This is a genomic window from Corallococcus sp. AB030 (assembly GCF_003668965.1).
Taxonomy (GTDB): domain Bacteria; phylum Myxococcota; class Myxococcia; order Myxococcales; family Myxococcaceae; genus Corallococcus; species Corallococcus exiguus.
Genome location: NZ_RAWQ01000004.1, coordinates 88,641 through 111,297 on the forward strand (window position 1 = coordinate 88,641; position 22,657 = coordinate 111,297).

Here is a 22,657-nt window from a genome sequence, read left to right on the forward strand (position 1 = left end):
GAACCGGGTGCTCCCGCGGCCTATTTCGGCGCGGCCCACGCGGGAGGCCGGCGCTCCAGGAAGGCGAGCATCCCCTCCTGGGCCTCCTCGGAGGCGAACAGCCGGCCGGAGAGCGCGACCATCTCCGCACCCCCGGCATCGATGCGCGCGCGCAGGCCAGAGGCCACCAGTTGCTTGGTCTCGCGCAGGCCCTGCGGAGACGACACCCGGAACGTCTCCAGGATCTGCTCGACGGCGCCATCCAGTGACGCGTCCGGCACGGCGGAGGTGATGAGCCCGATGCGCGCGGCTTCGGCCGCGTCGAAGGCCTCACCGGTGAGGAAGTAGCGGCTCGCCGCCCGGCTGGTCAGGTGCGGCAGGGTGGTGAGGGAGATGACCGCGGGCGTCACGCCAATGCGCGCCTCCGTGAAGGCGAACTTCACGGACTCCGCGACGACCGCCACGTCGCACGCGCCCACGATGCCGATGCCGCCCGCCCTCACCTGCCCCGCCACCTTCGCGACGACAGGCTGGGGCAGCGTCACGATCGTGCGCAGCACGTCGAGCAGCACGCCCGGCGCCTTCGCGGCGCCACCGTCCGCCATCTCCGAGAGGTCCGCCCCCGCGCAGAACGCGGGGCCGGTGGCCGCGAGGACGACCGCGCGCACGCTCGAGTCGGCGCCCACGGCGTTCAGCCGCTCCAGCAGCTGCGTGACGAGCGCCCGCGAAAGCGCGTTGCGGTTGCGCGGCGAATCGAGCGTCAGGGTCGCGACGCCACGAGAGACTTCGTACCGGACGAGCGGTGCTTCACTCATGCTGCCTCCTTCGCTGCGGGGGAGACGACCGCGACGACATGCCGTGCCGGCACCTGCGCCCCGACCGTGACGTTCACCGCCGTGACCACGCCATCCGTGGGTGCGATGAGGGACGACTCCATCTTCATCGCTTCGAGCACCACCAGCACGTCGCCCTTCTTCACGGTCGCGCCGACTTCGGTGCTCACCCGGATGATGCGGCCATCCATGGGCGCCCGCAGGCGGCCGTCGCTGGCGCGCTCGCGTTCGGAGGGCAGCCGGAAGGAGACGTCGCGCAGCTGGCGCGTGATGCCGTCCAGCGAGCACCACAGCGTGCCACCCGCCCGGCGGTAGCAGACCGCGCGACGGCGGCCCGCCACCTCCACCTCCGCGCGTTCGGCACCGAGGCCGCGCAGGGAGAGCGCGAACGAGGTATCACCGACGCGGACCTCGTAGGCCTCCGGAGCGACGGGGCGCACCGAGGCGCGGAACTCCGAAGCACCGTCATGCAGGCTGACCGGCACCGGCAGGGCATAGGAGCTGCTCCAGCCGGTGAGCGTCGCGTCGAAGCCCCCCTTCCGCGCGAGCGCCTGCGCGTCGTCGTGGAAGAGCAAAGCGGCCAGGATGGCCTGGTCCTCCAGGGAGGCCTTCCCGAGCTCTTGCAGCATCTCCGGCGGAGTGTGCGCGCCGACGAAGCCCGTGTCGTACCGGCCGGAGCGGAACGCCTCATGCTCGAGGACGTGCTGGATGAACGCACTGTTCGTCGTGACGCCGAACACCGTCAGCTCGCGCAGCGCCGCGGCCAGTCGCTCACGCGCCGTCTCGCGGTCCGGTCCGTATGCGATGAGCTTCGCCTGCATGGAGTCATAGAACGGCGTGATGTCCTGCCCCTCGCGCACGCCATGATCCACGCGGACGCCCTCCCCCGACGGCGGCTCCCATGCGAGGAGCCGGCCCGTCTGGGGGAGGAAGCCCCTGGCCGGATCCTCCGCGCACAGGCGCGCCTCGATGGCATGTCCGCGCCAGGTGATCTCCGGCTGCGTCAGCGGGAGCGGCTCGCCGTCCGCGACGCGCAGCTGCCACTCGACCAGGTCGAGTCCGGTGATGAGCTCCGTCACCGGGTGCTCCACCTGGAGGCGCGTGTTCATCTCCATGAAGAAGAAATCGCCGTTCGGAGCCAGGAGGAATTCGATGGTCCCCGCGCCGCGATACCCGATGGCGCGGATGGCCTGCACCGCCACGGACCCCATGCGCTCGCGCAGTTCGGGCGTGACGGCCGGAGACGGGCTCTCTTCAATCACCTTCTGGTGCCGGCGCTGAACGGAGCAGTCACGCTCGCCCAGGTGCACCGCGTTGCCATGCGCGTCCGCGAAGACCTGCACCTCCACGTGACGCGCGCCTTCAATGGCCCGCTCCAGGATGAGCTCGCCGCTGCCAAACGCGTTCGTCGCCTCCGAGCGCGCCGAGCGGATGGCGTCGAGCAGCGCGCCCGGCTCGCGGACGAGCCGCATGCCACGCCCGCCACCACCCGCCGCTGCCTTCACCATGATGGGGAACCCGACGCGCTGACCCTCGCGGACCAGGGCTTCGTCCTCAAGGGACTCACCAGGGCGTGCCGCCTCATAGCCGGGGATGCAGGGCACGTCCGCGGCCTGCATGCGCAGCTTCGCCTGCCGCTTGTTCCCCATCAGCTCGATGGCTTCCGCGGGCGGCCCGACGAACGCGAAGCCAGCCTCCGCGCACGCACGCGCGAAGTCCTCGTTCTCCGACAGGAAGCCGTACCCGGGATGAATGGCGTCCGCGCCGGAGGCCTTCGCCGCGGCGAGGACCCGCTCGATGGAGAGATAGGACTCCCTCGCGGGCGGAGGCCCCAGGTGCATGGCCTCGTCGGCGAGCCGCACGTGCGGGGCATCGCGGTCCGCGTCGGAGAAGACCGCGACCGTGCGCAGTCCGAGGCGGCGGCATGTGCGCAGCACGCGCACGGCGATCTCACCCCGGTTCGCCACCAGCACCTTGTGAATGCGTTTCATGATTCTCCTCGCTACAGCCGGGCGACGCCGAAGGAGTTGGGCGACAGCGTGCGGCGCGAAGCCTCGTCGCACGTGGCCAGGATGAACCCGAGCACCCGCCGCGTGTCCCGGGGGTCGATGACGCCGTCGTCGAACAGCCGCGCGCTGCATTGGAAGGCATCCGACTCGCGGTCGAACTGCTCGATGAGCGGCTTCGCCATCCCGTCCAGGAACTCCTGGTCAGGCGGCAGCCCCGCGCGCCGGGCCTTCTCCGTGGCGACGATGGTCAGCACCTTCGCCGCCTGCTCGCCGCCCATCACGGCAGTGCGCGCGTTGGGCCAGGCGAAGATGAAGCGCGGGTGGAACGCGCGTCCGCACATGCCGTAGTTGCCCGCGCCGAACGCACCGCCCAGCAGGAGCGTCATCTGCGGCACGGTCGCGTTGGCCACCGCCTGAAGCATCTTCGCGCCGTGCTTCACGATGCCGCCCTGCTCCGACTGCGTGCCCACCATGTAGCCCGTGGTGTTCTGCAGGTAGATGATGGGCGTGCGCGCCTGGCAGCAGAGCTGGATGAACTGCCCCGCCTTCGTCGCGCCCTTCGCGGTGATGGGCCCGTTGTTGCCGATGAGGCCCACCGCTCGGCCCTCGATGCGCGCCCAGCCGCAGACGGTGAGCGCGTCGTAGTCGTCCTTGAACGGCGAGAAGTCCGATCCATCCACGAGCCGCGCAATCACCTCGCGGCAGTCGTAGGGCTTGCGGTGGTCCATGGGCACGACACCGCACAGCTCCTCCACCGCGTAGCGGGGCGGCTCGAAGGCGGGACGCGCGGACGCCAGCAGGGCGTCATTCCACCCGAGCGACGCGACAATCTCCCGCGCGATGCGGATGCCATCGGCGTCGTCCGCGGCGAGGTGGTCGGAGGTGCCGGCCACGGTGGTGTGCATCTCCGCGCCACCTAGGTCCTCGTCCGTGGCGACCTCGCCCGTGGCCGCGAGCAGCAGCGGCGGTCCAGCGAGGAACACCTTCGCCTTGCCGCGCACCATGACGACGTGGTCGGACAGGCCCGGGATGTACGCGCCGCCTGCCGTGCTCGAACCGTGAACGACGGTGACCTGGGGGATGCCGGCCGCGGACAACTTCGCCTGGTTGTAGAAGGTCTCCCCGCCCGGGATGAAGATCTCCTGCTGGTAGAGCAGGTTCGCCCCGCCGCTCTCCACGAGCGACACCACGGGCAGCCGGTTCTGCAGGGCAATCTCCTGCGCACGCAGCGCCTTCTGGACACCCCAGGGCGTCGCCGTGCCGCCCTTCACGGCGGAGTTGCTCACGAACACCAGGCAGCGCACGCCGGACACGAAGCCAATGCCGATGATGGTGTTCCCACCGGCCAGCGAGCCGTCGCTGTCGTCGTGGTGCTTGTAGCCACAGAGCGTGGAGAGCTCCAGGAAGGGCGAACCCCGGTCGAGCAGCAGCGCCAGGCGCTCACGCGGGAGCAGCTGCCCGCGCTGCTTGAACTTGTCCCGGGCCAGCTGTTCGGTGTCGCGCGACTTCTGCTCGATGGCGCGCAGCTCCGCGACGCGGGAGAGCATCTCCTGGCGCTGCGTGGTGAAGGTGGCGGAGGCCGGTTCGACCTGGGAGATGAGCGTGGGCACGTCACTTCTCCTTCGGGCCGTCGAGGATGGCGGGCCCCTTGGCCAGATGGAACCCGTCGTAGGGCTTCGAGTTGGAGTGCTCCGACAGCGGGAACGCCTTGGTGTTGCAGGACGCGCCGCCGTCGATGCGGATGACCTCGCCGGTGATGAACGCCGCCACGTCGGAGAGCAGGAACACGATGGCGCCGCTCACCTCCGCCTCGGTGGCCAGCCGGTGCAGGGGCACCTGCTTGCGCAGGAAGGGGATCATCTCGCGGACGAAGGGGTCCTCGTAGGTGTCCAGGCCGCTGGAGGCCACCCAGCCGGGCGCGACGGCGTTCACTCGAACGCCGGAGGCGGCCCACTCGACGGCGGCCGTCTGCGTCAGGTTGAACATGCCGGCGCGCGCCGCGCCCGAGTGCCCCATGCCCGGCATGCCGTTCCAGGCATCCGCGAGCATGTTCACGATGGCGCCGCCGTGCTCGCTCATGGATTGGGTGAACACCTCGCGCGCGACCAGGAAGCCGCCGGTGAGGTTCGTGGAGACGACCGCCTCGAAGCCCTTCTTGGAGATCTGCGACAGCGGCGACGGGAACTGCCCGCCAGCGTTGTTCACGAGCCCGTGGATGCGGCCGTGCTTCTGGACGACGGCGGCGACCATGTCGCGCACCGCGGCCTCGTCACGGATGTCCACGGCGTGCTGCGTGGACGCGTGGCCCTCGGCGGAGAGCTCGCCAGCGACCTTTTCGAGCTTCTCCGTCTTGCGGCCCACGAGGACGATGTGCGCGCCGAGCGACGCCAGCTCATGCGCAGTGCACCGGCCAATGCCACTGCCGGCGCCGGTGACGATGATGGTGCGGCCCGCGAAGGAGTTCGGGGCGAAGACTGAACGGTATCCCATCGTATTGCTCCTCAGCCGCGCACCTTGCGGGGCAGCGTTCCCATGGCCTTGCTGATGATTCCGAGCATCACCTCGTCGGCGCCGCCGCCGATGGACCCCAGACGCAGGTCCCGGTAGGCGCGGGCGACGGGGTTGTCCCAGGTGAAGCCCATGCCGCCCCAGTACTGGAGGCAGCCATCGACGAGCTCGCGAGCAAGCCGGCCCGACTTGAGCTTGCACATCGAGGCGAGCTTCACGACCTCCGGGTCGTCCTTGTTCTCGATGTACATGGCGACGGTCCGGTAGATGAGCGCCCGGAGCGACTCCACCTCTGTCTGCAACTCAGCGAGCCGGAAGTGCACGCTCTGGTTGTCGAGGATGGACTGGCCAAAGGCCTTGCGCTGGCGCGTGTACTCCGCCGTCTGCGCGATGAGCCGGTCGAAGGTCACCAGCGTGCTCGCCGACACGAACAGCCGTTCCTCCTGGAACTGCTGCATCTGCATCGCGAAGCCGCGCCCCTCGTCGCCAATGCGGAAGCGCGCCGGGACGCGCACGCCGTCGAAGAAGAGCTGCGCCGTGTCGGACGCCCACATGCCGAGCTTGCGGATCTTCGACCGCGTGATGCCGGGGCTGTCCATGGGCACGATGATGAGCGACTTGTTCGCGTGCGCGGGCCCGTCACCCGTGTTGGCGAGCAGGCAGATCCAGTCCGCCTGCATGCCGTTGGTGATCCACATCTTGCTGCCGTCGATGACGTAGTCGTCGCCATCACGGCGCGCCGTGGTCGTCACGCTCGCCACGTCGGAGCCGGCACCGGGCTCGCTCACCGCGATGGAGCAGACGCGCTCGCCCGTCAGCGTGGGCGCCAGGAACTCCCGTCGCAGCGCATCACTGCCGAAGCGCGCGAGCGCGGGCGTGGCCATGTCCGTCACGACGCCGATGGCCATGGGCAGCGCGCCGCAGGTGCAATGGCCCAGCTCCTCCGCGAAGGCGACGGAGAACGACGCGTCCAGCCCCAGCCCGCCGAACTCCGTGGGCTTGGTGATGCCGAGCAGCCCGAGCTCGCCCAGCTTCTTGAAGACCTCTCGCGCCGGGAAGATCTCCGCCGCCTCCCAGGCGTCAATGTGCGGGTTCAGCTCCTGTTCCACGAACTTGCGGACGGTCTGGCGGATGGCGCGGTGTTCCTGGGTCTGCTGCATGGGCTTCCTCGGTGGGCTCGGGCGCGTGCGAAGGCGCTACAGAAGCGATTCAGGGACGTCGACATGGCGCGAGCGCAGCCACTCGCCGAGCGCCTTGGCCTGTTGATCGAAACGGGTGGAGGACGAGACACCTTCGCCGAGCAGGCCCTCGATGACGAAGTTCAGGGCGCGCAGGTTCGGCAGCACGTGCCGCTGGACCTTGAGCTCCCGCGCCTCCGGAAGCAGCTTGCGCAGCTGCTCCTCCGTGAGCGTGTGCACCAGCCAGCTCCAGGCCTCGTCGGTGCGGACCCAGACGCCGATGTTCGCGTCCCCACCCTTGTCTCCGCTGCGCGCCAGGGCCACCTGGCCGAGCGGTACACGCCGGGTGGGGCCCGCCAGCAGCGGCGCGGGCAGCGACGGCGCGGGGACCGCTTCGAGCCCCCGCGTCTCCTTCGTCGGCAGCACGTCGATGCGCCGGCCATCCGGGAGCACCGCGACGTGCGGCACCTTGCGCGCATCCACATACGCCGGGGTGTAGACGCCGAAGGGCGAAGCATCACCGGGCAGCGAGGGGAGGAAGAAGCCGGGATAGCTGGACAAGGCGAGCTCCACCACGGCGCCGCTGAAGGCACGGCCGGCGACCTTGGGGTCGGCATCCTTCACGGTGACCCGCAGCGTCGCCGACGCCTGCTCCTCGCTCGGAGCGTCGGCGTGGTCGGTGCGCGCGAGCGTGTAGAGGACTTCGGCGGGCCGGGGCTCGAGCGTCGCGTCGAGTTGGGCGCGCACGAGCGCGGCCTTCTCCTCGATGTCGAGGCCGACGAGCATGAACTGGGCCTCGCTGCGGAAGCCGCCGAGCCGGTTCAGACACACCTTCACGTCCGGAGGAGGCGGCTCACCGCGCACGCCAGACAGGCGCACCCGGTCCGTGCCGTCGGCGTCCACCACGATGGTGTCGAAGCGCGCCGTCGCGTCCGGGCCTGCGTAGCGGGCACCGCCAATCTCATAGACGAGCTGGGCCTTCACGGTGTCGACGGTGACGGCGCCGCCGGTGTACGGATGCTTGGTGATGATGCTGGACCCGTCCGCGAAGATCTCCGCGAGCGGGAAGCCGGGACGGCGCGCGTCGACTTCACCGAAGCGCGCGAAGTTGCCGCCGGTCGCCTGGGCTCCGCACTCCAGGACGTGGCCCGCGACCATGGCGCCAGCAATGCGGTCCCAATCGTCGCGCTTCCAGCCGAAGTGAGCAGCAGCGGGACCGACGACGAGCGATGCGTCCGTCACGCGCCCCGTGACGACGATGTCCGCGCCCGCTTCCAGGCACGCGGCGATGCCCCAGCCACCGAGGTACGCATTCGCGGTGAGGGGCTGCTCGAAGCCCAGCTCGTCCGCGCGTCCGACGAGGTCATCGCCTTCGACGTGCGCGACGCTGACGGTCAACCCAAGCTTCGTGGCGAGCGTGCGCAGGTCGTTCGCGAGCCCCTCCGGGTTGAGGCCACCGGCGTTGGCGACGATGCGGACCTTGCGCTGCACCGCGAGGCCGAGCGTCTCCTCCAACTGGCGCAGGAACGTCTTCGCGTACCCACTGGACGGGTTCTTCAGCCGATCCCTGCCCAGAATGAGCATGGTCAGCTCCGCCAGGTAGTCGCCGGTGAGGACGTCCAGCGGACCGCCCTCCAGCATCTCCCGGAACGCGGAGAAGCGGTCGCCGTAGAAGCCGGATGCATTGCCGATACGCAGCGAACGCGCGTCCATCTCACCTCCAGAACCAGGGAGCGGCGAGTCTGTCCCCCACGTCCAAATAAAGCAATCACGATTGCTTTTTTCTTCCCGTCGCAACACTGTGGCCGCATGAGCGGCACGGCGAGCGGAACGACACGGCAGGAGCAGGAGCGCAGCCGGGTGACGCGGCAGAAGCTGATGACGGCCGCCATCGAAGTGCTGGTGGAGAAGGGCTGGGCGGGGGCGACCATGGGCGCCATCGCCGAGCGCGCGGGAGTGTCACGCGGCGCCTGCCAGCACCACTTCCCGACGCGCGCGGCCCTGGTCGCGGCCGCCGTCGAGCACGTCTTCCGCCAGCAGGTCGAAGAGCTGGTGCGGCGCGCGAAGGGCCTGCCGGAGAGCCGGCGGCGCGTCGAGCCGCTGCTGAACCTGCTCCACGACGTCTACGCCGGCCCGCTCTTCACCGCCGCGACGCACCTCTGGGTGGCGGCCGTAGCGGATGAAGAGCTGAAGGCCATCCTGCTGCCGTTGGAGACGCACGTCGGCCGTGAAGTACACCGGCTCACCGTCGAGCTGCTGGGGCTCGACGAGCGCGACCGCGACGTCCGCGACGCCGTGCGTGCGACGCTGGACCTCCTCCGCGGCCTGGCGTTGGCGAACCTGCTCCACGACGACACGGCCCGGCGCCGCAAGGTGCTGGCCCACTGGGCGCGGACGCTCGAAGCGCAGCTCACGCCCAAGCGCGCGACGCAGGCGGACTGAGCCTGGTCGCGCGCCGGACTCTCGCCAGACTCAGCAGCGGTAGAGGTACGTCAGCGCGGTGATGTCCGTGCTGGTGAACTCACCGGTCGGGTTCGCCGGGAGGCAGGCGTTGAAGATGGACCCGTTCACGTAGGACGTGGAGGGCGTGCCAGGGATGAGGATGGCGCCCACGCCCGCCGTGCCCTCGCTGCCGCCCGTGCCGCAGCTGATGACCTGGGAGTAGTAGTCCGAGTGGCGCATGCCGACCGCGTGCCCCAGCTCGTGGGTGATGATGTGCTCGACCGTGTCGAGCGGCGAGGTGTTCCACCCCGTGCCGATGTTGATGGTCCCGTAGGGAAGGCCACCGGAGGGGTAGCCCGAGCTGTAGACCATGCCCGCCGCGGTCGCCGCCGTGATGTTCGCGTTGCAGCCGGTGGTCGGGCCCCGCACCATCGTGAAGCAGAGACCCAGGGCGTTGTAGTTCTGGATGGCCAGGTCCAGGCCCTGGCTGAGGCGGCTGTAGGTGTTGAACGCGGACGTGGGGTTGATGCAGATCTTCCTCACGACCGCCTTGTTGATGACGTTCGTCGTCCGGTACTGCTCCTCGCTGTCCCCACCGGACTGGAGCATCTCGCGGGACGCTTCGACGCTCACCTGCGCGTCGCCGCCCACGTAGACGGACTCGTCCACGACCTTGATGTCGCGGGCCTGGAACCCCGCCTCGATCAGGTTGGAGATGGTCTCCTGGTGCTCTGGCCCCAGGTCGGTCCCACAGCCGGACAGCAACGCACCACAGCCCACCACGAGCACTGCCGCACTCTTGAACATGGTCGTCTCCCCTCGGTCTGGCTTCAGCGCGCGACGATGTCGGCGTCCACCAGGTACGGGGACGCAGCGACAATCGCTTCCATCGTCCAACCCCGGTTGGCGCCACGGCCGGTCGCGTCGCAATCGCCGTCGGTGTGGACGCCCACCAGGTGGCCCTGACGGTTGAGCACGCCCGCGCCGGAGCTTCCGACCAGGGTGTCCAGGTCCACGTAGTAGACCAGCGAGTCGCAGGCATCCAGGTAGTCGCCTTCGGCGATGACCTTGGGCTTGCCCCGGGGATGCTGGATGACGGCCAGCCGCTCGCTGGGAACGGCTGAAAGCAGGACCGGCGTCACCTGGGGAATCACGTCCAGTTTGATGAGCGCGTAGTCGGGTTCGAGCGACTGCTCGATGACGGTGCCCTCGGTGATGAGCGGGTCTCCGTCAGCCTGCTCCTCGAAGTTGAAGACGAGCAGCGGCCGGTCACCGAGAGAGGCACAATGTCCCGCCGTCACCACCACGGGACCCGCGCTCGCTTCAATCAGTGTTCCGGTGCAGCGCCCGTCAATCAGGACGACCGCGTCCTCGACCGTCTGCGCGACGTCCGCGAACTCGCCCTGGTAGCTGTTGATGGGAGTGAAGTTCTCGGTCGGGCCACACTGCGTCTGGCCGCGAACCTCCGGAGGCTGGCGCACCCGCGACGCCGCGGGGCTCTCACACACCACCGGATGGGACTCCGCGGGCACCTCTTCCTTTCCACAGGCCGTAAGGCCCAGGAGGATGAAGGTGCCCGCGAGGATGCGACCCCTCGGACTCATGAAGGACTCAAGGGGTCGCAACGCCATTGCTTAGTAGATGGCGTTCAGCGCCGTGATGTCGGAGCTGGTCCACTCGCCCGTCTCCGTCGAACGGAAGCAGGAGTTCATGATGGAGCCGCCGACCGTCGCGGTGCTCGGGGTGCCGCTGATGAGGATGGCGCCCACGCCCGCCGTGCCCTCGTTGCTGGCGGCGCCGCCGCAGCTGATGGCGCGGTTGTAGTAGTCCGAGTGACGGAAGCCGATGCAGTGGCCGAGCTCGTGCGTGATGACGTGCTCGTTCACGTCCACGCTGTAGGTGTTCAGGCTGGTGCCGATGTTGATGGTGCCGTAGGGGTTGCCGCCCGACGGGAAGCCCGCGGAGCCGCCGGCGCCGGAGGTCACCGTCGCGGTGATGTTCGCGCTGCAGCCCGTGGTGGGGCCACGCGCCATCGTGAAGCTCAGGCCGCGCTGGTTGTAGTTCTGGATCGCGAGATCCAGGCCCTGGCTCAGGCGGGTGTAGCTGTTGAACGTGGACGTGGGGTTGATGCAGATCTTCGTCTTGCTGGAGCTGACGACGTTCGTCGTGCGGTACTGCTCCTGGGTCTCCTTGCTCGCCGGCTGGAGCATCTCGCGGGAAGCCTCCAGGGTGACGTGCGCGTCACGGCCCACGTACACCTGACCCTCGGCGACCATGATGTCGTCCGCGGGGAAACCGGCCTCGACCAGGTTGGAGATGATCTCCTGGTTCTCGGTCTCCAGGTCGGTACCGCAGCCAGACAGCATCGCACCACAGCTCGCCACGAGGACTGCCGCCTTCTTGAACATTCGTCGTTCCTCTGGTTCGGGGGAGATCCGCTGCCGCCTGACCTTCCCGTCAGCCGCGGACAGCTTGCCCAGCCACTGAGCAACTGCCGGGCCAGCCGTGCTCCAGAGGGAATAACCCGGTTTTGTTGAATTGCTTGGAGCGCCAGCACTCCAGCTTCCAAGAATGTGAGCGTAACGCCACGTGACGCTTTGAATTCCAAGTGGCTGTTATGACAGAGTTTTTACCCGTCACCCTGGGATTCACTGATTTTCGGACACGGGTGACTTCTTATCGGTCACCCTCCCCAGGGTCGCATTTACTCCCACTATTCCGGAAATCCTCACTGAACGTGCGATAGCTGCGAATTGAATCCACTCCCGGTATTTCCCGTCCCCATGACCATGCGCCCTTCCCTTCCCCTTGCCGCGCTGTTGGGTGCGGCCCTGTCGTTCCTCCCCGGCTGCGAGAGCACGAAGTCGAGCGGCCCTTCCGCATCCGACACGCGAGCCGACAACGCGGCGTCCGTGCAGGCCGCCGAGGCCTGGGCGCGCGCACGCGTGGGAGACCGCGTCACCTATTCCTTCAGTGCGACGCGGGGTCCCGAGCCGCGCGGTGGCGGCACCGCGCGCACGGTCCAGGGACAGCTGACGCTGGAAGTGGTGGCCGTGCAGCAACCCTGGGTCTGGGTGCGCGCGGCCTACAGCGATGAGGGCGGCAAGCCGCTGCCCCAGGCGAAGCTGGCGAAGGATCTGATCATCCCCGTGCGCGCGGACATGACACGCGCGCTCGACGTGCCGCACGGAGGCACGGCCACCGCGGAGGTCGCCTCCAGCGCGGGACGCAACTGGGAGGCCGTGCGCTACGTCACCGACCAGCGCTCCTTCGATGGTCCCCTGCGCACGCGCGTGTATGCCAATGCGCCGGGCCCGCTGTACCTCGCCCGTGGCCTGATTGAAGGGAGCACGGAGTCCGCCGGCTTCCGCGTGCCGGGGGGATACCAGCTGAAGCTCAAAGAGGTCCGTGAGGGCTCGGCCGATGCCAGCGCCCCGGTGCCCGCGCTGGAGCGGCCCCTGGGCCCGGGCGCGTACTACGAGCGATACGTGGACGTGGGTCCTGGCCCCGGAGTGCAGCGCGTGTGCTTCACCGCGGAGCGCGGCTACCTCCTGCGCACCGAGGGCCCCGTCGACGCCAATGCAGCCCCCTGCTCCGACTTCTCCCAGGCCGAGCCGGAGCCCCTGGAGGAGCTGCTGATGGGCATCCCCTCGGAGGTGGTGTTCACGGAGGACTGGCCGCCCGCCGCGGCGGCCAACGGCGCCCGGGGCACGTTCAGCGCGGAGGGCCACAATGTTCCCGCGCTCATCACCCAGAGCAGCGAGGACGTCGAAGGCACCCAGCGCGCCTTCTCCGAGACCTACGCGGCCGACCCGTGGGCGCCGGGGCTCGCGGGCCTGCCGTATGAAGCGCGCTTCCAGCCGCTCGCCAACACCACCGAGCGAGTGGTGCCGGGCGGCAAGAACGAGCCCGAGGGCGGCACGAAGATCGTGCGCTGGGGCTCGTGGCTCGCGGGACAGAAGTAACGCGGGTGACACGCGTCACGGAGCGGGAGTGTCGCTCCGTGCGCTGTCATTGCCACGAACCCATTCGACCTGGAGCACCGCGCCAGATGGGCGGTGAGTCCATTCCTGGAAGGACGCGCGGAACGCCTCCACGGCCGCGAACAACGGACTGGACGGATGCCAGGACAACGCAGCCGCGTCCCGTGCTTCACGCACCTCCAGACCGATGAGCAGCGCTCCTGAAGCCTGTGCGGGTTGCAGCGGACGAACGGAGAGACGGCGGTCTCCTTCCAGCCGATACACCAGGGCCGTGACGTGTCCGAGGATCCACCCCGCGACGACCTCCCGGTCCTCGGCGGTGGGCGCGTCGACGGACAGGCGCAACATGACTGGTGGGGTCTCATTGGCGCCCAGAGGCTGGAAAAGCGTCGCCCAGGCGGAAGGCGTGCGTGAGGCCCGGGCCTTGGCCACGAGCTCGCGAGCACGGAGCAGTTCCTCCCGGATGACGCGGTAGGTGGATCGCGACACGTTGCGCGCGGTGTTTCGAGCAGGGAGCGCGGGGGCGATGACGGGCAGGAGATCGCGCTTTCCTTCAGGCCGGTAGCGCGCGGTTTCGGGCGTGAGCGTCACGGGTTGCGGCCACGGCCAGGAGGCGAAGGTGCCGAAGAAGTGCGCGAGCAGCGCCGCGTCGGACCGCATGGCCTCCGGAGTCGCGCGGGTGCAGGCCCAGGCCGCGAGCAGCGTCCACGACAACCCACCGAGATAGCCCAGCGCGTGTGAGTAGATGCCCCGGGCCCTGGCCCAGTCCTTCACCGCGAGCATCAAGGTCTGGAACCGCGCGGTCCGCTCGGCGTCACGAGCAACGGCGTTCATCAGGCCCAATGTATCGGCCAGGCCCAACACAGCGCGGAGGCCCGCGGGGTCGAGCCGCTCGCCGTGCTGCTCAAGCAGCGTCAGGGGGGCCTCCGGGGGCACGCCCTCCGGACGGCTCGCATAGGCCAGGTCGAAGCTCACGCCTCCGAGTGATAGCTTCACCAGCGGGATGGCGGCGTCCGCCACATAGCGGGCCGTGCCCGGTGCCAGTTCCTGGAGGAGCGCTCGCGCGAAGTCATCGCGGGGCAGGATCGCCGGTCCGATGGCGACCGCGTCCACGTCACTGCCCGCGCCATCCGTGCCCAGGAGATAGGAGCCATACGGATGCAACGTGGCGCCGATCCGTTCGCAATGCTGACGCAGTTGAGCCACCGCCGCGGTCCTGGCGGCGTGTCCTTCGTGTGACTCGGCGGCGCCGATGGAGGCCAGAGCATCGCGCAGCGGAGCGTCTTCGTACTCCGGGATTGCGCGGGGCGCCTGTGCCAGGGGAATGCGCCGGATGACCTCGAAGGGAGTGTCACCCTTCCTCCGGATGAGGCAGAGCTCGCCCACGCGGAACTTCAGCGGCCGCCATGCGCGCTGCCACTCGCCGAGCATGCGGATGATGTCCGCGGAGAGCGGAAGCTGTCCCACGGAGAGATGGGGCGTGAAGCCACCGTGAGCGGACGAGGCGCATTCGGGAAGGGCCGCCACGAGCTTCGCGTGCAGGGCCGCCAGCGCGTCGGAGGGCTGGTCGTCAGGGCGGAGCCACGCTGTCGCATTGGCGCGGTGCTCGAAGTGGCCGAACGTGGAGAGCGTCACGTCGAAGGGTTCGACGCCCTGAAGGGCATCCAAGAGGATGGCTTCCGCCGTCTCGAAGTCCTCTTCCGGAACGAAGGGATACAGCAGCGTGATGTGAGGCATCCACCGCTGGAACTTCGCGTCGTGCTTCTTGCGCAGCGCCTGGATGGGGCCCCAGACGTCGTCAGGAGGGATGAGTACCAGGGCCGTGTGATGGACCAGCGCCGTGGAGGGCGCCTCGCGAGACTCGATAGCCTTACGGCGCAGGACACAGCGCAGGCCGAAGTGATCCGAAGCGAAGAGGGCCTGTCCGATGGGCCCGGGCGGTCCCGCCAGGGGCGCTTCGCCGAAGAGTTCCACGGACTCAGGAGCGAGCCGGCCCGAAGGAGACACCACCAGCACCCGGTCCAACCGCCGGAGCGTTCCCGAGACGGTGGTGAGCGCCGCCAGGCTGTTCAACCGAGGGTTGAATGTCTCCCCCGCTTCCGAAGGTCTCAGCGAGGACCACGCATCCACGAAACCAGCGCGCGCGAAGGACTCTGCTTCCGGCGCACCGTCGCCAAAGTTGAAGTCACCGGCCAGCACCAGGTCCGGGGCCTCGGTCTCGCTCGTGGAGCCGAGCACGCGGGCCCACTCAAGGAGGGCCTCGACCTGGACGGCGCGCGCGGAGGCTCCGGACGCATCCCGGTCGCTCGTCAGGTGCGGAGTGGCCACCCACAGCGTTCCGTCCGACAGGTGCAGTTCGGCGGCGATGATGCGCTTGTCGCGGGAGAAGACGCGCTGCCACAAGGAGGCGAACGGCACGCGCGATAGGAGCACCTGTCCGTAGGGCGTCACGGTCTGCGCGCCGGGACCATCAGACATCCAGAAGTGTTCGCGCACCCAGGGTTCGGAGAGCAGGGCTTTGAGGAACGACGGGGTGACTTCCTGGAGCGCGATGACGTCCGCGTCGGTCTCACGGAGCAGCGCGAGCGCCGCCGGGATCCTGCGTTCGGTCGCCAGCAACTGCGCGTCGTACAGGTCGAAGAGGACGTTGAAGGTGGCGACGGTGAGCGGCGCCGCGGCGGGAGGCGCGTTGCCCGGCTCACGAGAGGCCTGGGTCCACGATCCAGCGCGCGCGTCGTACCGCCATGCGGGCAAGGGCGTGAACCCAGGCACCGTGACGGGCTGGGGTGGCGCGGTCTCTTCCGCGGGCCGGGTATTGCTCAGCAGATCGATGCGCGCCTTGCGGTCCCACACCACCAGGGTCCCGCGCTTGAAGTACCAGACGCGGTGCCACGGAATCTCGCCGTCGGGGACGAACGCCTCGAAGGGCATCTCCTCCAGCGCGCCGCGGTGAGCGTCGTAACCGACGACGAACTCGCGGGCGTCATGCCGCGAGTCCCACCGGATCCGGTGATACACCTCGCGGCTGGTCGTGAAGCGTTCCTGGGACATGGCGGGGCTCGTGGCGAAGGGTACTGGAAGGCACGCCAAGATGGGCCGCGCACGCGCCGCGTTGACGCGACGGCGTGAGTCCGCCTGACAGGCACCATCACAAGGTCCGGCGGCTCAGCGCACGTTGCGTTTCACACGGCGGTCCTTCGCGATTCCCAGATCCAGGAGTGCCTGCTCGAACCGGAGTTGCCACCCGGGCGTATGGACCAACCGTAGCGCCCCCTTGTGTTTGAGATGGCCTGCCTGTTCAACGGCCTTGCGCCTCAGCACCTGGGTCGACTCTCCATGCTCGTAAATGTAGGTGGCGTTTCCAGTCCTTGAGAACTCCACCGCCACGTGCCTCTCGAAGGACAACTCGAACGCGCTGGTATCGCCCTGTGGAAGCCGCTTCGCCCGTCGGAACGCGGCTTGCTGTTCGACGGGCAGCGTCGCGACCCTCGAGTGCAGGGCGTCATACGTCACGGAGTCGAGCCAGCAGGTCGTCCGGCGGATGGACCCCAGGTAGTTCAACCAGAACTTCCGCCGGTCCTGCTCGTGCATCGCGCGCTCGAAGAAGAACTCCAGGTCCTGCTGGATGAGCGCAGTCAGGAACTCATCGAACGCCGGCTTCCCCAACGCACGTACGGCCTGCCACGCCTGGGTCAAGGTCGTCAGCCGGGGATCCCCGAAGACACTGTCCCTGGCGATCAACCGTTCCTCAAGCCGCCCCCGCACGTCAGACGAAACCTGGCCATTCCCCCAGCACGCCAAGGTGGCGGCGACCACCGCGACACGGGCCTCCAGCGGAGCCGAGACCGCGACCTCATCCGTGTTGTTGTGCGGCATCCACGACCGCCCCAGGGGCGCATCCACGAGGAACTTCAATCCCTCCGCCACGTCCTGCCGGGCCTGAAGCCTCCGCAGCAGGTACTTCGCGATGACGTGCCCCGCGTAGGAGTTCCCAGGCTTGAGACCGGCGTTCTTGAGCATCTCGACCACATCCACCAGGGGATGGGCCAGCCAATGCTTCGCGAGCGTGCCCGGCCCATCAGGGCCCAGTGCCTCTTCGACGGCCATGGGAAGCGCCCACCGCAAGGCGCTCTTCGCCAGGGGACGCTGGCCCACCAGCTTCGCCCAGTCGCGCTGAGAAGCGGCGTCCTCGGATGAGCTCCAGTCACGGAGGCGCTGCCGCACCAGCCGGGGCAGAGTTTCCGGGCTCTGGTCGAGGAACCAGGCCATGCGCTCCGGGCCCACCTCACGCCATAGACCCGGCACCGCGCGTCGCTCCCGGCGGGTCAGACTGGCGAAGTCCTGCGCATGCAGCTTCTTGAGCACCGCCGGGACGTCCAGCGTCTGCCGCATCCTGACGAGGCGATCGGGCTCACGGTCATCCGCACGCTGCTGGGCTGTCTCCACGCGAAGGAAGAGCTGCTGCATTCCCTCTTCCACCTGCTGCTGGAATGTCCCGAGCCCGGCCAGGACGACCTTCTGCCGTTCGCCTATCTCATCAAGCCAGTCGTCCAGTCCCATGGAGCCCCCCGCTACAATCGCAAGTCGCCGCGAACGCGAAGCACGAGCCGGCGGTTGGACGGCTCACTCCCGACGGTTCCAGTCCGGGGCGCGGTCTGACCTCGTCCCGAAACCACGAAGTTCGCATCCAGGCAGTCGCGCTCGTAGCCAGCGTCCTTGAGCTGGTCCCGCACCGTGAAGAACACCTCCTGCGCCCGAGACGCACTGGCCCGGACGTTGTTCTCGAAGCTGAAACGGGCAATCCCGTTGCGCACGCCGCACTCGCCGCTCGTTCCCAGGAATGGGCGGTCGTCCGTGTGGCCTTCGAGGATGATGGACGGCTCGGCTCCGGCGTCACGCATGGCATCCACGGCCACGCAGACCCGATGGATGAGGGGAACCGCGCCTTGCTGAAACTGCTCCACGTACGCAGGAGGTGTGCGGCACTCTCCCAGACCGAACTGGAGGTTCTTGAATTCGATCTCCAGCGCGTTCACGCCGCCGTCCAGCCCACTCAGCGCGATGAAACCGCCGTCCAGGTCCGCGTTCAGGACGACAAGGTCCTCCCGCAGCGACACCAGCGAGGCCTGCACCCCATCCTTCTGGGAGTCCACCTTGCCGATGGCGACCTCCTTGTCCCGGATGGCCTCCTCGCGCTGCTTGCGCGCTTCGAGGATGAAGATGACGGCCAGGAGCAGGAAGACCACCGCGACGCCCGCCATCAGGTCCGCGAGCGACCTGTCACTGCTTTCGCCCGAGGAACTCATCGCCGCGCCACCTGCGGCCTCAAGGACTCCTTGAGCTGCTGCACTGTCTCCGTGAGATCATCCACGCCCTGGACGAGCTCTCCGGAAGAGCGATCCACCACGGAGTCGAGCCGGCGCATGACCTCCGTCCACTGGCTGCTCAGGATCTGGGCCTGTCGGCTGACGGAGTCCTCATAGGTCTTGGTCAAGGCATTGAGCACCGGGCCCACCCGGTCCACGGCCTCGCGTTGAGCAATGAGGAGCGTCTGCTCCTGCTTCACGACGCTCGATCGCTCCTGGGACAGTCGCTGGAAGGCATTGGCCGTATCAATCAACCGCTGAGCCACTTCATCCATCTTCGCGGAGACCACGCCCGCCTTGTGATGGGACTCCCCCACGCCTCGGGAGGCGGCAGCCAGCTTGTCCGCAGTGTCACTCATCTGCTTCGTCAAGGTGCGAAGTCCGTCCTGCGTCTCCCTCATGACCCTGACGAACTCCTGCGACTGGGCCTGGAACTGCCCCATGTCCGATTCGGAGCGGACGCGGAGTTCCTCCATCTGATTGCGAAGGGCTCCGGACTGCTGCACGGAGTTCGACTGCATGTTCAGGGAGGCCTGAGCCGCGAGGCGAACCATCTCGCTGGAGCTCTCCCGCATCCCGGTGAGCACGTCCTTGAAACTGCTCACGATGTTGGAACCGCTGCCCTCCAGCCTGTCCCGGACGCCGTCGAAGCTCCCCACCAGCTCGGACACCTTCTCGCCCAGCGCCTCGACGGCGCGCTGGTTCTCGCTGCCCCACTGCCGCGCATGGCTGCCCAGGCTCTGCGTCATCACCTCGAACTGTTGCTCCAGCCGAGGCAGGACCTCCACGAGTCCCGCCATCTGGCGAGCCATGTCCTGGGACTGGGTATGGAAGCCACCGGACACGGTGTCGCGAAGCTGTTCGAGGATCCGCCCCAGGTCATGTTCCTGCTGTCCCGCGAGCGCCTGCTGGATGGCGTCCAGATGCGCGCGAACGCCGGCCATCTCCAATTGCAGGGCCGCCGTGAAGCCCATCGAGATGGAGCGCTGGAGGTCCGTCGCGATGTCGCGAACCGCCTTCTCGACGGAGCCCAACTGCCGCGTGATGACGTCCCCGACCTGCTCCTTCATCATCGTCCCGAAGTTCTTCTGGACCTCTGTCCCGATGTCCTGGAGGGACACCTCCACGCTCTCCAGGTGGGACAGTCGGTCGGAGAGGTCCTTGCGGGTCTGGACGATTTCCGTCTTCAGCGCGCCCAGTGCATCCCGGCGGGCCGCAGCCAGGGAGATCTCGTGCGCGTCCAGGGTGAGCGTGATGCGCTCGAAGCTCGCGCGCATCGCATCCAGCCGCATCAGGAGCCGTCGCTCGGAGGAGAAAGCGAACGCCTGGAAGAAGAGCGTTCCCAGCAGGCCCGCCGCGGAGATGAAGAATTTGGCGCCCATCTTGCCAATGGCTTGAGAGAGCAGGTCCGTCTGCGAAGCACCTCCCGCGCCCGTGCTCGTCAGGGCCGCCTGGACCGGCCCCACCAGCACGACACCCAGCAACCCGAAGGTCATGACCAGGGCGATGCCCGTCAGGTTCCTTCCAATCCCATGCCCCATGGAGTGCCGGAACAAGGCGCGGCAAGTCTCACGCAGCTCTCGCGAGGGCGACGAGCGCATGAGGACGGGACCTGGAAGCTCCTGCTTCCCCGGAGGAAAGACGAGCTGCTCACGGACGGCCCGCCACAGCGCGCGGCTCTCGTCCCGCGCGCCTGGCTCATCACGCCGCCCCGCCAGCAGGTCCCCCAGGTGGACCTCCACGTCCTGGATGGCCTGCGCCAACCGCTTCCTCCGCCATGCCACGGAGCCGAGCGATACGAGCGTCAATGACACGATGATCAGCAGCGGGATCCGCAGGGACTCATCCTGCAAGACCGACAGGTCGAACATGGTTCAGCCCTCCCCCTCTTGAAACACGCCCGCGAGTTGCTGGGCCTCTTCTGGAGCAGGCGCCAGGAAGTCGCGGGCCAGCGAGCGCTTGCGCTCGACGAGTTCGTGGAGCCGCATGTCGAACCCCGCTTCCGCGCGGCCCTGCCGGTGCAGCAGCGGGTAGTAGACGTGGACGGGCCGGAACTGACCGATGCGGTGGGCCCGGTCCGTGGCCTGGTCCTCCTTGGCGGGATTCCACCAGCGCCCGTAATGAATGACGTGGTTCGCGGCGACGATGTTGAGCCCCGCGCCCGCGGCAAGAGGACTCAAGAGAAGGACCTGGAACCCCCTGGCTTGCGAGAACGTCTGGATGGACTCCAGCGCCACGCGGCGGTTCTCCGGCTCTCCATTGATGATGGGGACGGACGTCAGCCGGAACCGCTCTTTGATGAGTCCCGACAGGAGCTCTTGCATGGCGCGGGAGAGGACGAACACGAGGGCCTTCTCCGCGCTCCCGTTGCTCGCCCTCCCCGCCACCTGTTCCAGCAGGTCCAGGCAGAGGCGCGTCTTCGGACTCTCCCGGAGCGCGGTCGCCGCGTTCATCCCCCGCGCGTCCGTCAACAGCGCGGGGTGCTGGTAGAGCTTCTGGAGCGCCGCGAGTGCCCAGAATGCTCCGCGCTTCGAAGCCTGCCGGGCGATGAGCCGCTCCTGCTCTTCCTGAAGCGCCGTCATCTCGACGGCATGACGCTGGTAGCGCTTCTCCGGAAGGTCCTTGAGGGCATCCGCCTTCTCGCGGCGCATGAGGGTGCTGTCGTTGGACGGGTACCGCAACCGGGTCCGGAGCGTGGCGGCCCCCTGCTCGCCGCCGTGTTCCTCACGGAAGGAGGTACGCGGACCGAAGACCCTTGGCGCACGGCTCTGGATCGCATCGTAGATGGCCCAGACATCGAACAACTCGTTTTCGACCGGCGTGCCCGTGAGCGCGACGGCGAAGGAGCGCTTGAGCGCCCTGGCGGCGCGCGAACGCAACGTGTCCGGGTTCTTGAGGTTGTGCGCCTCGTCGAAGACGACAACGTCGAAATCCACCTTCAACAACGAGCGCTGGTAGGCCCCCAGCGTTTCGTAGTTGGTGAGGATCAACCGCTGCTGCGCGAGGAACTCGGTGTTGAGCCCGTCCCCGCGCTTGATGGCCCGGAGTTCCGCCCCATGAAGGATGAAGGGCGTCCGCCAGAGGTCCTCCTGGAAGAAGCGGGCGAGTTCCTGCTTCCAGTTGTCGAGCAGGATGGTCGGGCAGACCACGAGCTGGGGCCGCTCCATTCCCCCCGCCGTAAGCAGCCTCAAGGTCATGAAGCACGCGACCTGCAGGGTCTTGCCCAATCCCATGTCGTCCGCGAGCAGGACGCCAGGGGACCCCATCTGGGCGTGCCGCCACAGCCACGCCAGGCCCTCTTCCTGATGCGGCTTGAGGGCCACTCCAGCCTGGAAGGCACCGCGCAACTGCTCCCAGGGAACGGGAGGCGGCTCGGGTGACCGCTTCCCACCTTCCGCGGGAGTCGCCACGTCCCGAACGATGGCGCCAACCTTGCCTCCGGGCCGAGTCGCGCCAACAGCCACCTCCGTGCCGTCACCCTCTTCCGAAGAGGGCTCCAACAGGTTGAGCGCGATCCGGAGCTGGCGGCCCAGTGCTTCGCTCGGCACCAGTTGCTGTCCCCCTACCGTCAGCGAGCTGGGACTCTTCTCCGCCAGCGCGGCATCGTTCTTCTGGAGGACTTCCAGCGCCTCCTCGCGCGAGTTCAACTGGATCCGCAGAAGCTCCTCATCGACGTGGAGGGTCACCGCGAAGCCTTCAGGCGCGGTGGTCGGCTCGAACCAGTCGAGCCCCGTCGCTTCACGCCCCTCTCCGGGCTGTCGCCCGCGCAGGACTTCGAACCCCGCGACCCGGGGTGAGTACTGCGAGAGGTCCAGGCTGGAATCGAGGTTCCGCCCCTCCGGAATGAGGAGCGAGGGGTCGTGCATCTCCCGCGTCACATCGACGGACAATCGCTTCTGCAGGGGCCGGGTCCGCGCCAGGACCTCATCGGTGCCTTCAGGAAGCAGCAAGGGTCGCCGGCTGTCGTTCCCCGCGATGCCTCCAGGCCGCACCGAGGCGAGAGGAAACGAGGCCTGGGTTCCATCCTCGAAGACAGCGAAGGGCTGCAAGGAGACGAGCTCCGTGGCTTCGGGATCGGACTCCCAGCGCAATCCCAGCCGGGCCACTGGGCGAGGCTCGAAGGTCTTCAGAAAACCAGAGGGGCTGAACTGGATCCGGTTCCCGAGCAGCCCGGTGACGTCCTCCAGCAGGCCCCGCAGCCGGATGACCACCGCCAGTTGCTCCTGCGCGGATGCATGGGTCGCGCTGCGCGCTTCGGAGCAAGCCCAGGCGGCAGTGGGCGTCAGAGGGAGAGGCGCTCCCTCCTGAGGGGTCATCACCCAGGGGAAGACACTCCCCGTCACGAGGACAGGCTCATCG

The 22,657-nt window shown here is 68.3% G+C and carries 16 protein-coding genes; 2 read left to right on the plus strand and 14 right to left on the minus strand.

The genetic code is table 11. The annotated features are described in order from the left end of the window. Positions 1 to 20: 20 nt before the first annotated feature. From D7Y15_RS01890 to D7Y15_RS01915, 6 genes are read right to left on the minus strand one after another with little or no spacing between them, the layout of a single operon-like run. Entirely contained in the window at positions 21 to 794 is a 774-nt protein-coding gene (locus tag D7Y15_RS01890; RefSeq protein ID WP_121751539.1) for an enoyl-CoA hydratase family protein, read from the minus strand. Beyond that, a complete protein-coding gene (locus D7Y15_RS01895) occupies positions 791 to 2,803 on the minus strand; it encodes an acetyl-CoA carboxylase biotin carboxylase subunit (RefSeq protein WP_121751540.1) in 2,013 nt (670 codons plus the stop codon). The genes D7Y15_RS01890 and D7Y15_RS01895 overlap by 4 nt, the downstream gene beginning before the upstream one ends. A gap of 11 nt (positions 2,804 to 2,814) precedes the next feature. Next, entirely contained in the window at positions 2,815 to 4,431 is a 1,617-nt protein-coding gene (locus tag D7Y15_RS01900) for an acyl-CoA carboxylase subunit beta (protein ID WP_121751541.1), read from the minus strand. 1 nt (position 4,432) lies between these two features. Beyond that, the gene (locus tag D7Y15_RS01905; RefSeq protein ID WP_120574759.1) at positions 4,433 to 5,311 is read right to left on the minus strand and encodes an SDR family oxidoreductase; all 879 of its coding nucleotides are present in this window, start codon (positions 5,309 to 5,311) and stop codon (positions 4,433 to 4,435) included. 11 nt (positions 5,312 to 5,322) lie between these two features. After that, the gene (locus D7Y15_RS01910; RefSeq protein WP_120574760.1) at positions 5,323 to 6,489 is read right to left on the minus strand and encodes an acyl-CoA dehydrogenase family protein; all 1,167 of its coding nucleotides are present in this window, start codon (positions 6,487 to 6,489) and stop codon (positions 5,323 to 5,325) included. Positions 6,490 to 6,525: 36 nt separating this feature from the next. After that, a complete protein-coding gene (locus tag D7Y15_RS01915; RefSeq protein ID WP_121751542.1) occupies positions 6,526 to 8,220 on the minus strand; it encodes an acyclic terpene utilization AtuA family protein in 1,695 nt (564 codons plus the stop codon). Positions 8,221 to 8,316: 96 nt separating this feature from the next. Here D7Y15_RS01915 and D7Y15_RS01920 point away from each other — a divergent pair, with 96 nt between their 5' ends. After that, positions 8,317 to 8,949, plus strand: coding sequence for a TetR/AcrR family transcriptional regulator (locus tag D7Y15_RS01920; protein ID WP_120574762.1), 633 nt, complete (start codon positions 8,317 to 8,319; stop codon positions 8,947 to 8,949). Between the two features lie 30 nt (positions 8,950 to 8,979). Here D7Y15_RS01920 and D7Y15_RS01925 read toward each other — a convergent pair whose 3' ends face one another. The 3 genes from D7Y15_RS01925 to D7Y15_RS01935 are packed head-to-tail and all read right to left on the minus strand — an operon-like array spanning position 8,980 to position 11,357. Next, complete coding sequence (locus tag D7Y15_RS01925) at positions 8,980 to 9,756, minus strand: zinc-dependent metalloprotease (protein ID WP_121751543.1); 777 nt, start codon at positions 9,754 to 9,756, stop codon at positions 8,980 to 8,982. A gap of 23 nt (positions 9,757 to 9,779) precedes the next feature. Next, a complete protein-coding gene (locus D7Y15_RS01930) occupies positions 9,780 to 10,580 on the minus strand; it encodes a serine protease (RefSeq protein ID WP_121751544.1) in 801 nt (266 codons plus the stop codon). A 3-nt stretch (positions 10,581 to 10,583) separates the two neighbouring features. Beyond that, entirely contained in the window at positions 10,584 to 11,357 is a 774-nt protein-coding gene (locus D7Y15_RS01935; protein WP_121751545.1) for a zinc-dependent metalloprotease, read from the minus strand. A gap of 375 nt (positions 11,358 to 11,732) precedes the next feature. Here D7Y15_RS01935 and D7Y15_RS01940 point away from each other — a divergent pair, with 375 nt between their 5' ends. Beyond that, positions 11,733 to 12,914 carry a DUF6068 family protein gene (locus D7Y15_RS01940; RefSeq protein WP_121751546.1) on the plus strand — a complete coding sequence of 394 codons (1,182 nt, stop codon included), beginning with the start codon at positions 11,733 to 11,735 and terminating at the stop codon, positions 12,912 to 12,914. A gap of 15 nt (positions 12,915 to 12,929) precedes the next feature. Here the strand turns inward: D7Y15_RS01940 and D7Y15_RS01945 are convergent, their stop codons facing one another. The 5 genes from D7Y15_RS01945 to D7Y15_RS01965 all read right to left on the minus strand — a co-directional run bounded on the left by D7Y15_RS01945 (position 12,930) and on the right by D7Y15_RS01965 (position 22,509). Then, positions 12,930 to 15,983, minus strand: coding sequence for a poly(A) polymerase (locus D7Y15_RS01945; RefSeq protein ID WP_120574767.1), 3,054 nt, complete (start codon positions 15,981 to 15,983; stop codon positions 12,930 to 12,932). A 114-nt stretch (positions 15,984 to 16,097) separates the two neighbouring features. After that, complete coding sequence (locus tag D7Y15_RS01950; RefSeq protein ID WP_120574768.1) at positions 16,098 to 17,492, minus strand: EH signature domain-containing protein; 1,395 nt, start codon at positions 17,490 to 17,492, stop codon at positions 16,098 to 16,100. 11 nt (positions 17,493 to 17,503) lie between these two features. Further along, positions 17,504 to 18,238: a hypothetical protein gene (locus D7Y15_RS01955; protein ID WP_120574769.1), complete on the minus strand. Its 735-nt coding sequence runs from the start codon at positions 18,236 to 18,238 to the stop codon at positions 17,504 to 17,506. After that, positions 18,235 to 20,169: a hypothetical protein gene (locus D7Y15_RS45495; protein WP_233596655.1), complete on the minus strand. Its 1,935-nt coding sequence runs from the start codon at positions 20,167 to 20,169 to the stop codon at positions 18,235 to 18,237. Before D7Y15_RS45495 ends, D7Y15_RS01955 begins: the two co-directional genes overlap by 4 nt. Before the next feature lie 3 nt (positions 20,170 to 20,172). Further along, entirely contained in the window at positions 20,173 to 22,509 is a 2,337-nt protein-coding gene (locus D7Y15_RS01965; protein ID WP_233596656.1) for a DEAD/DEAH box helicase, read from the minus strand. Between the last annotated feature and the right edge of the window lie 148 nt (positions 22,510 to 22,657).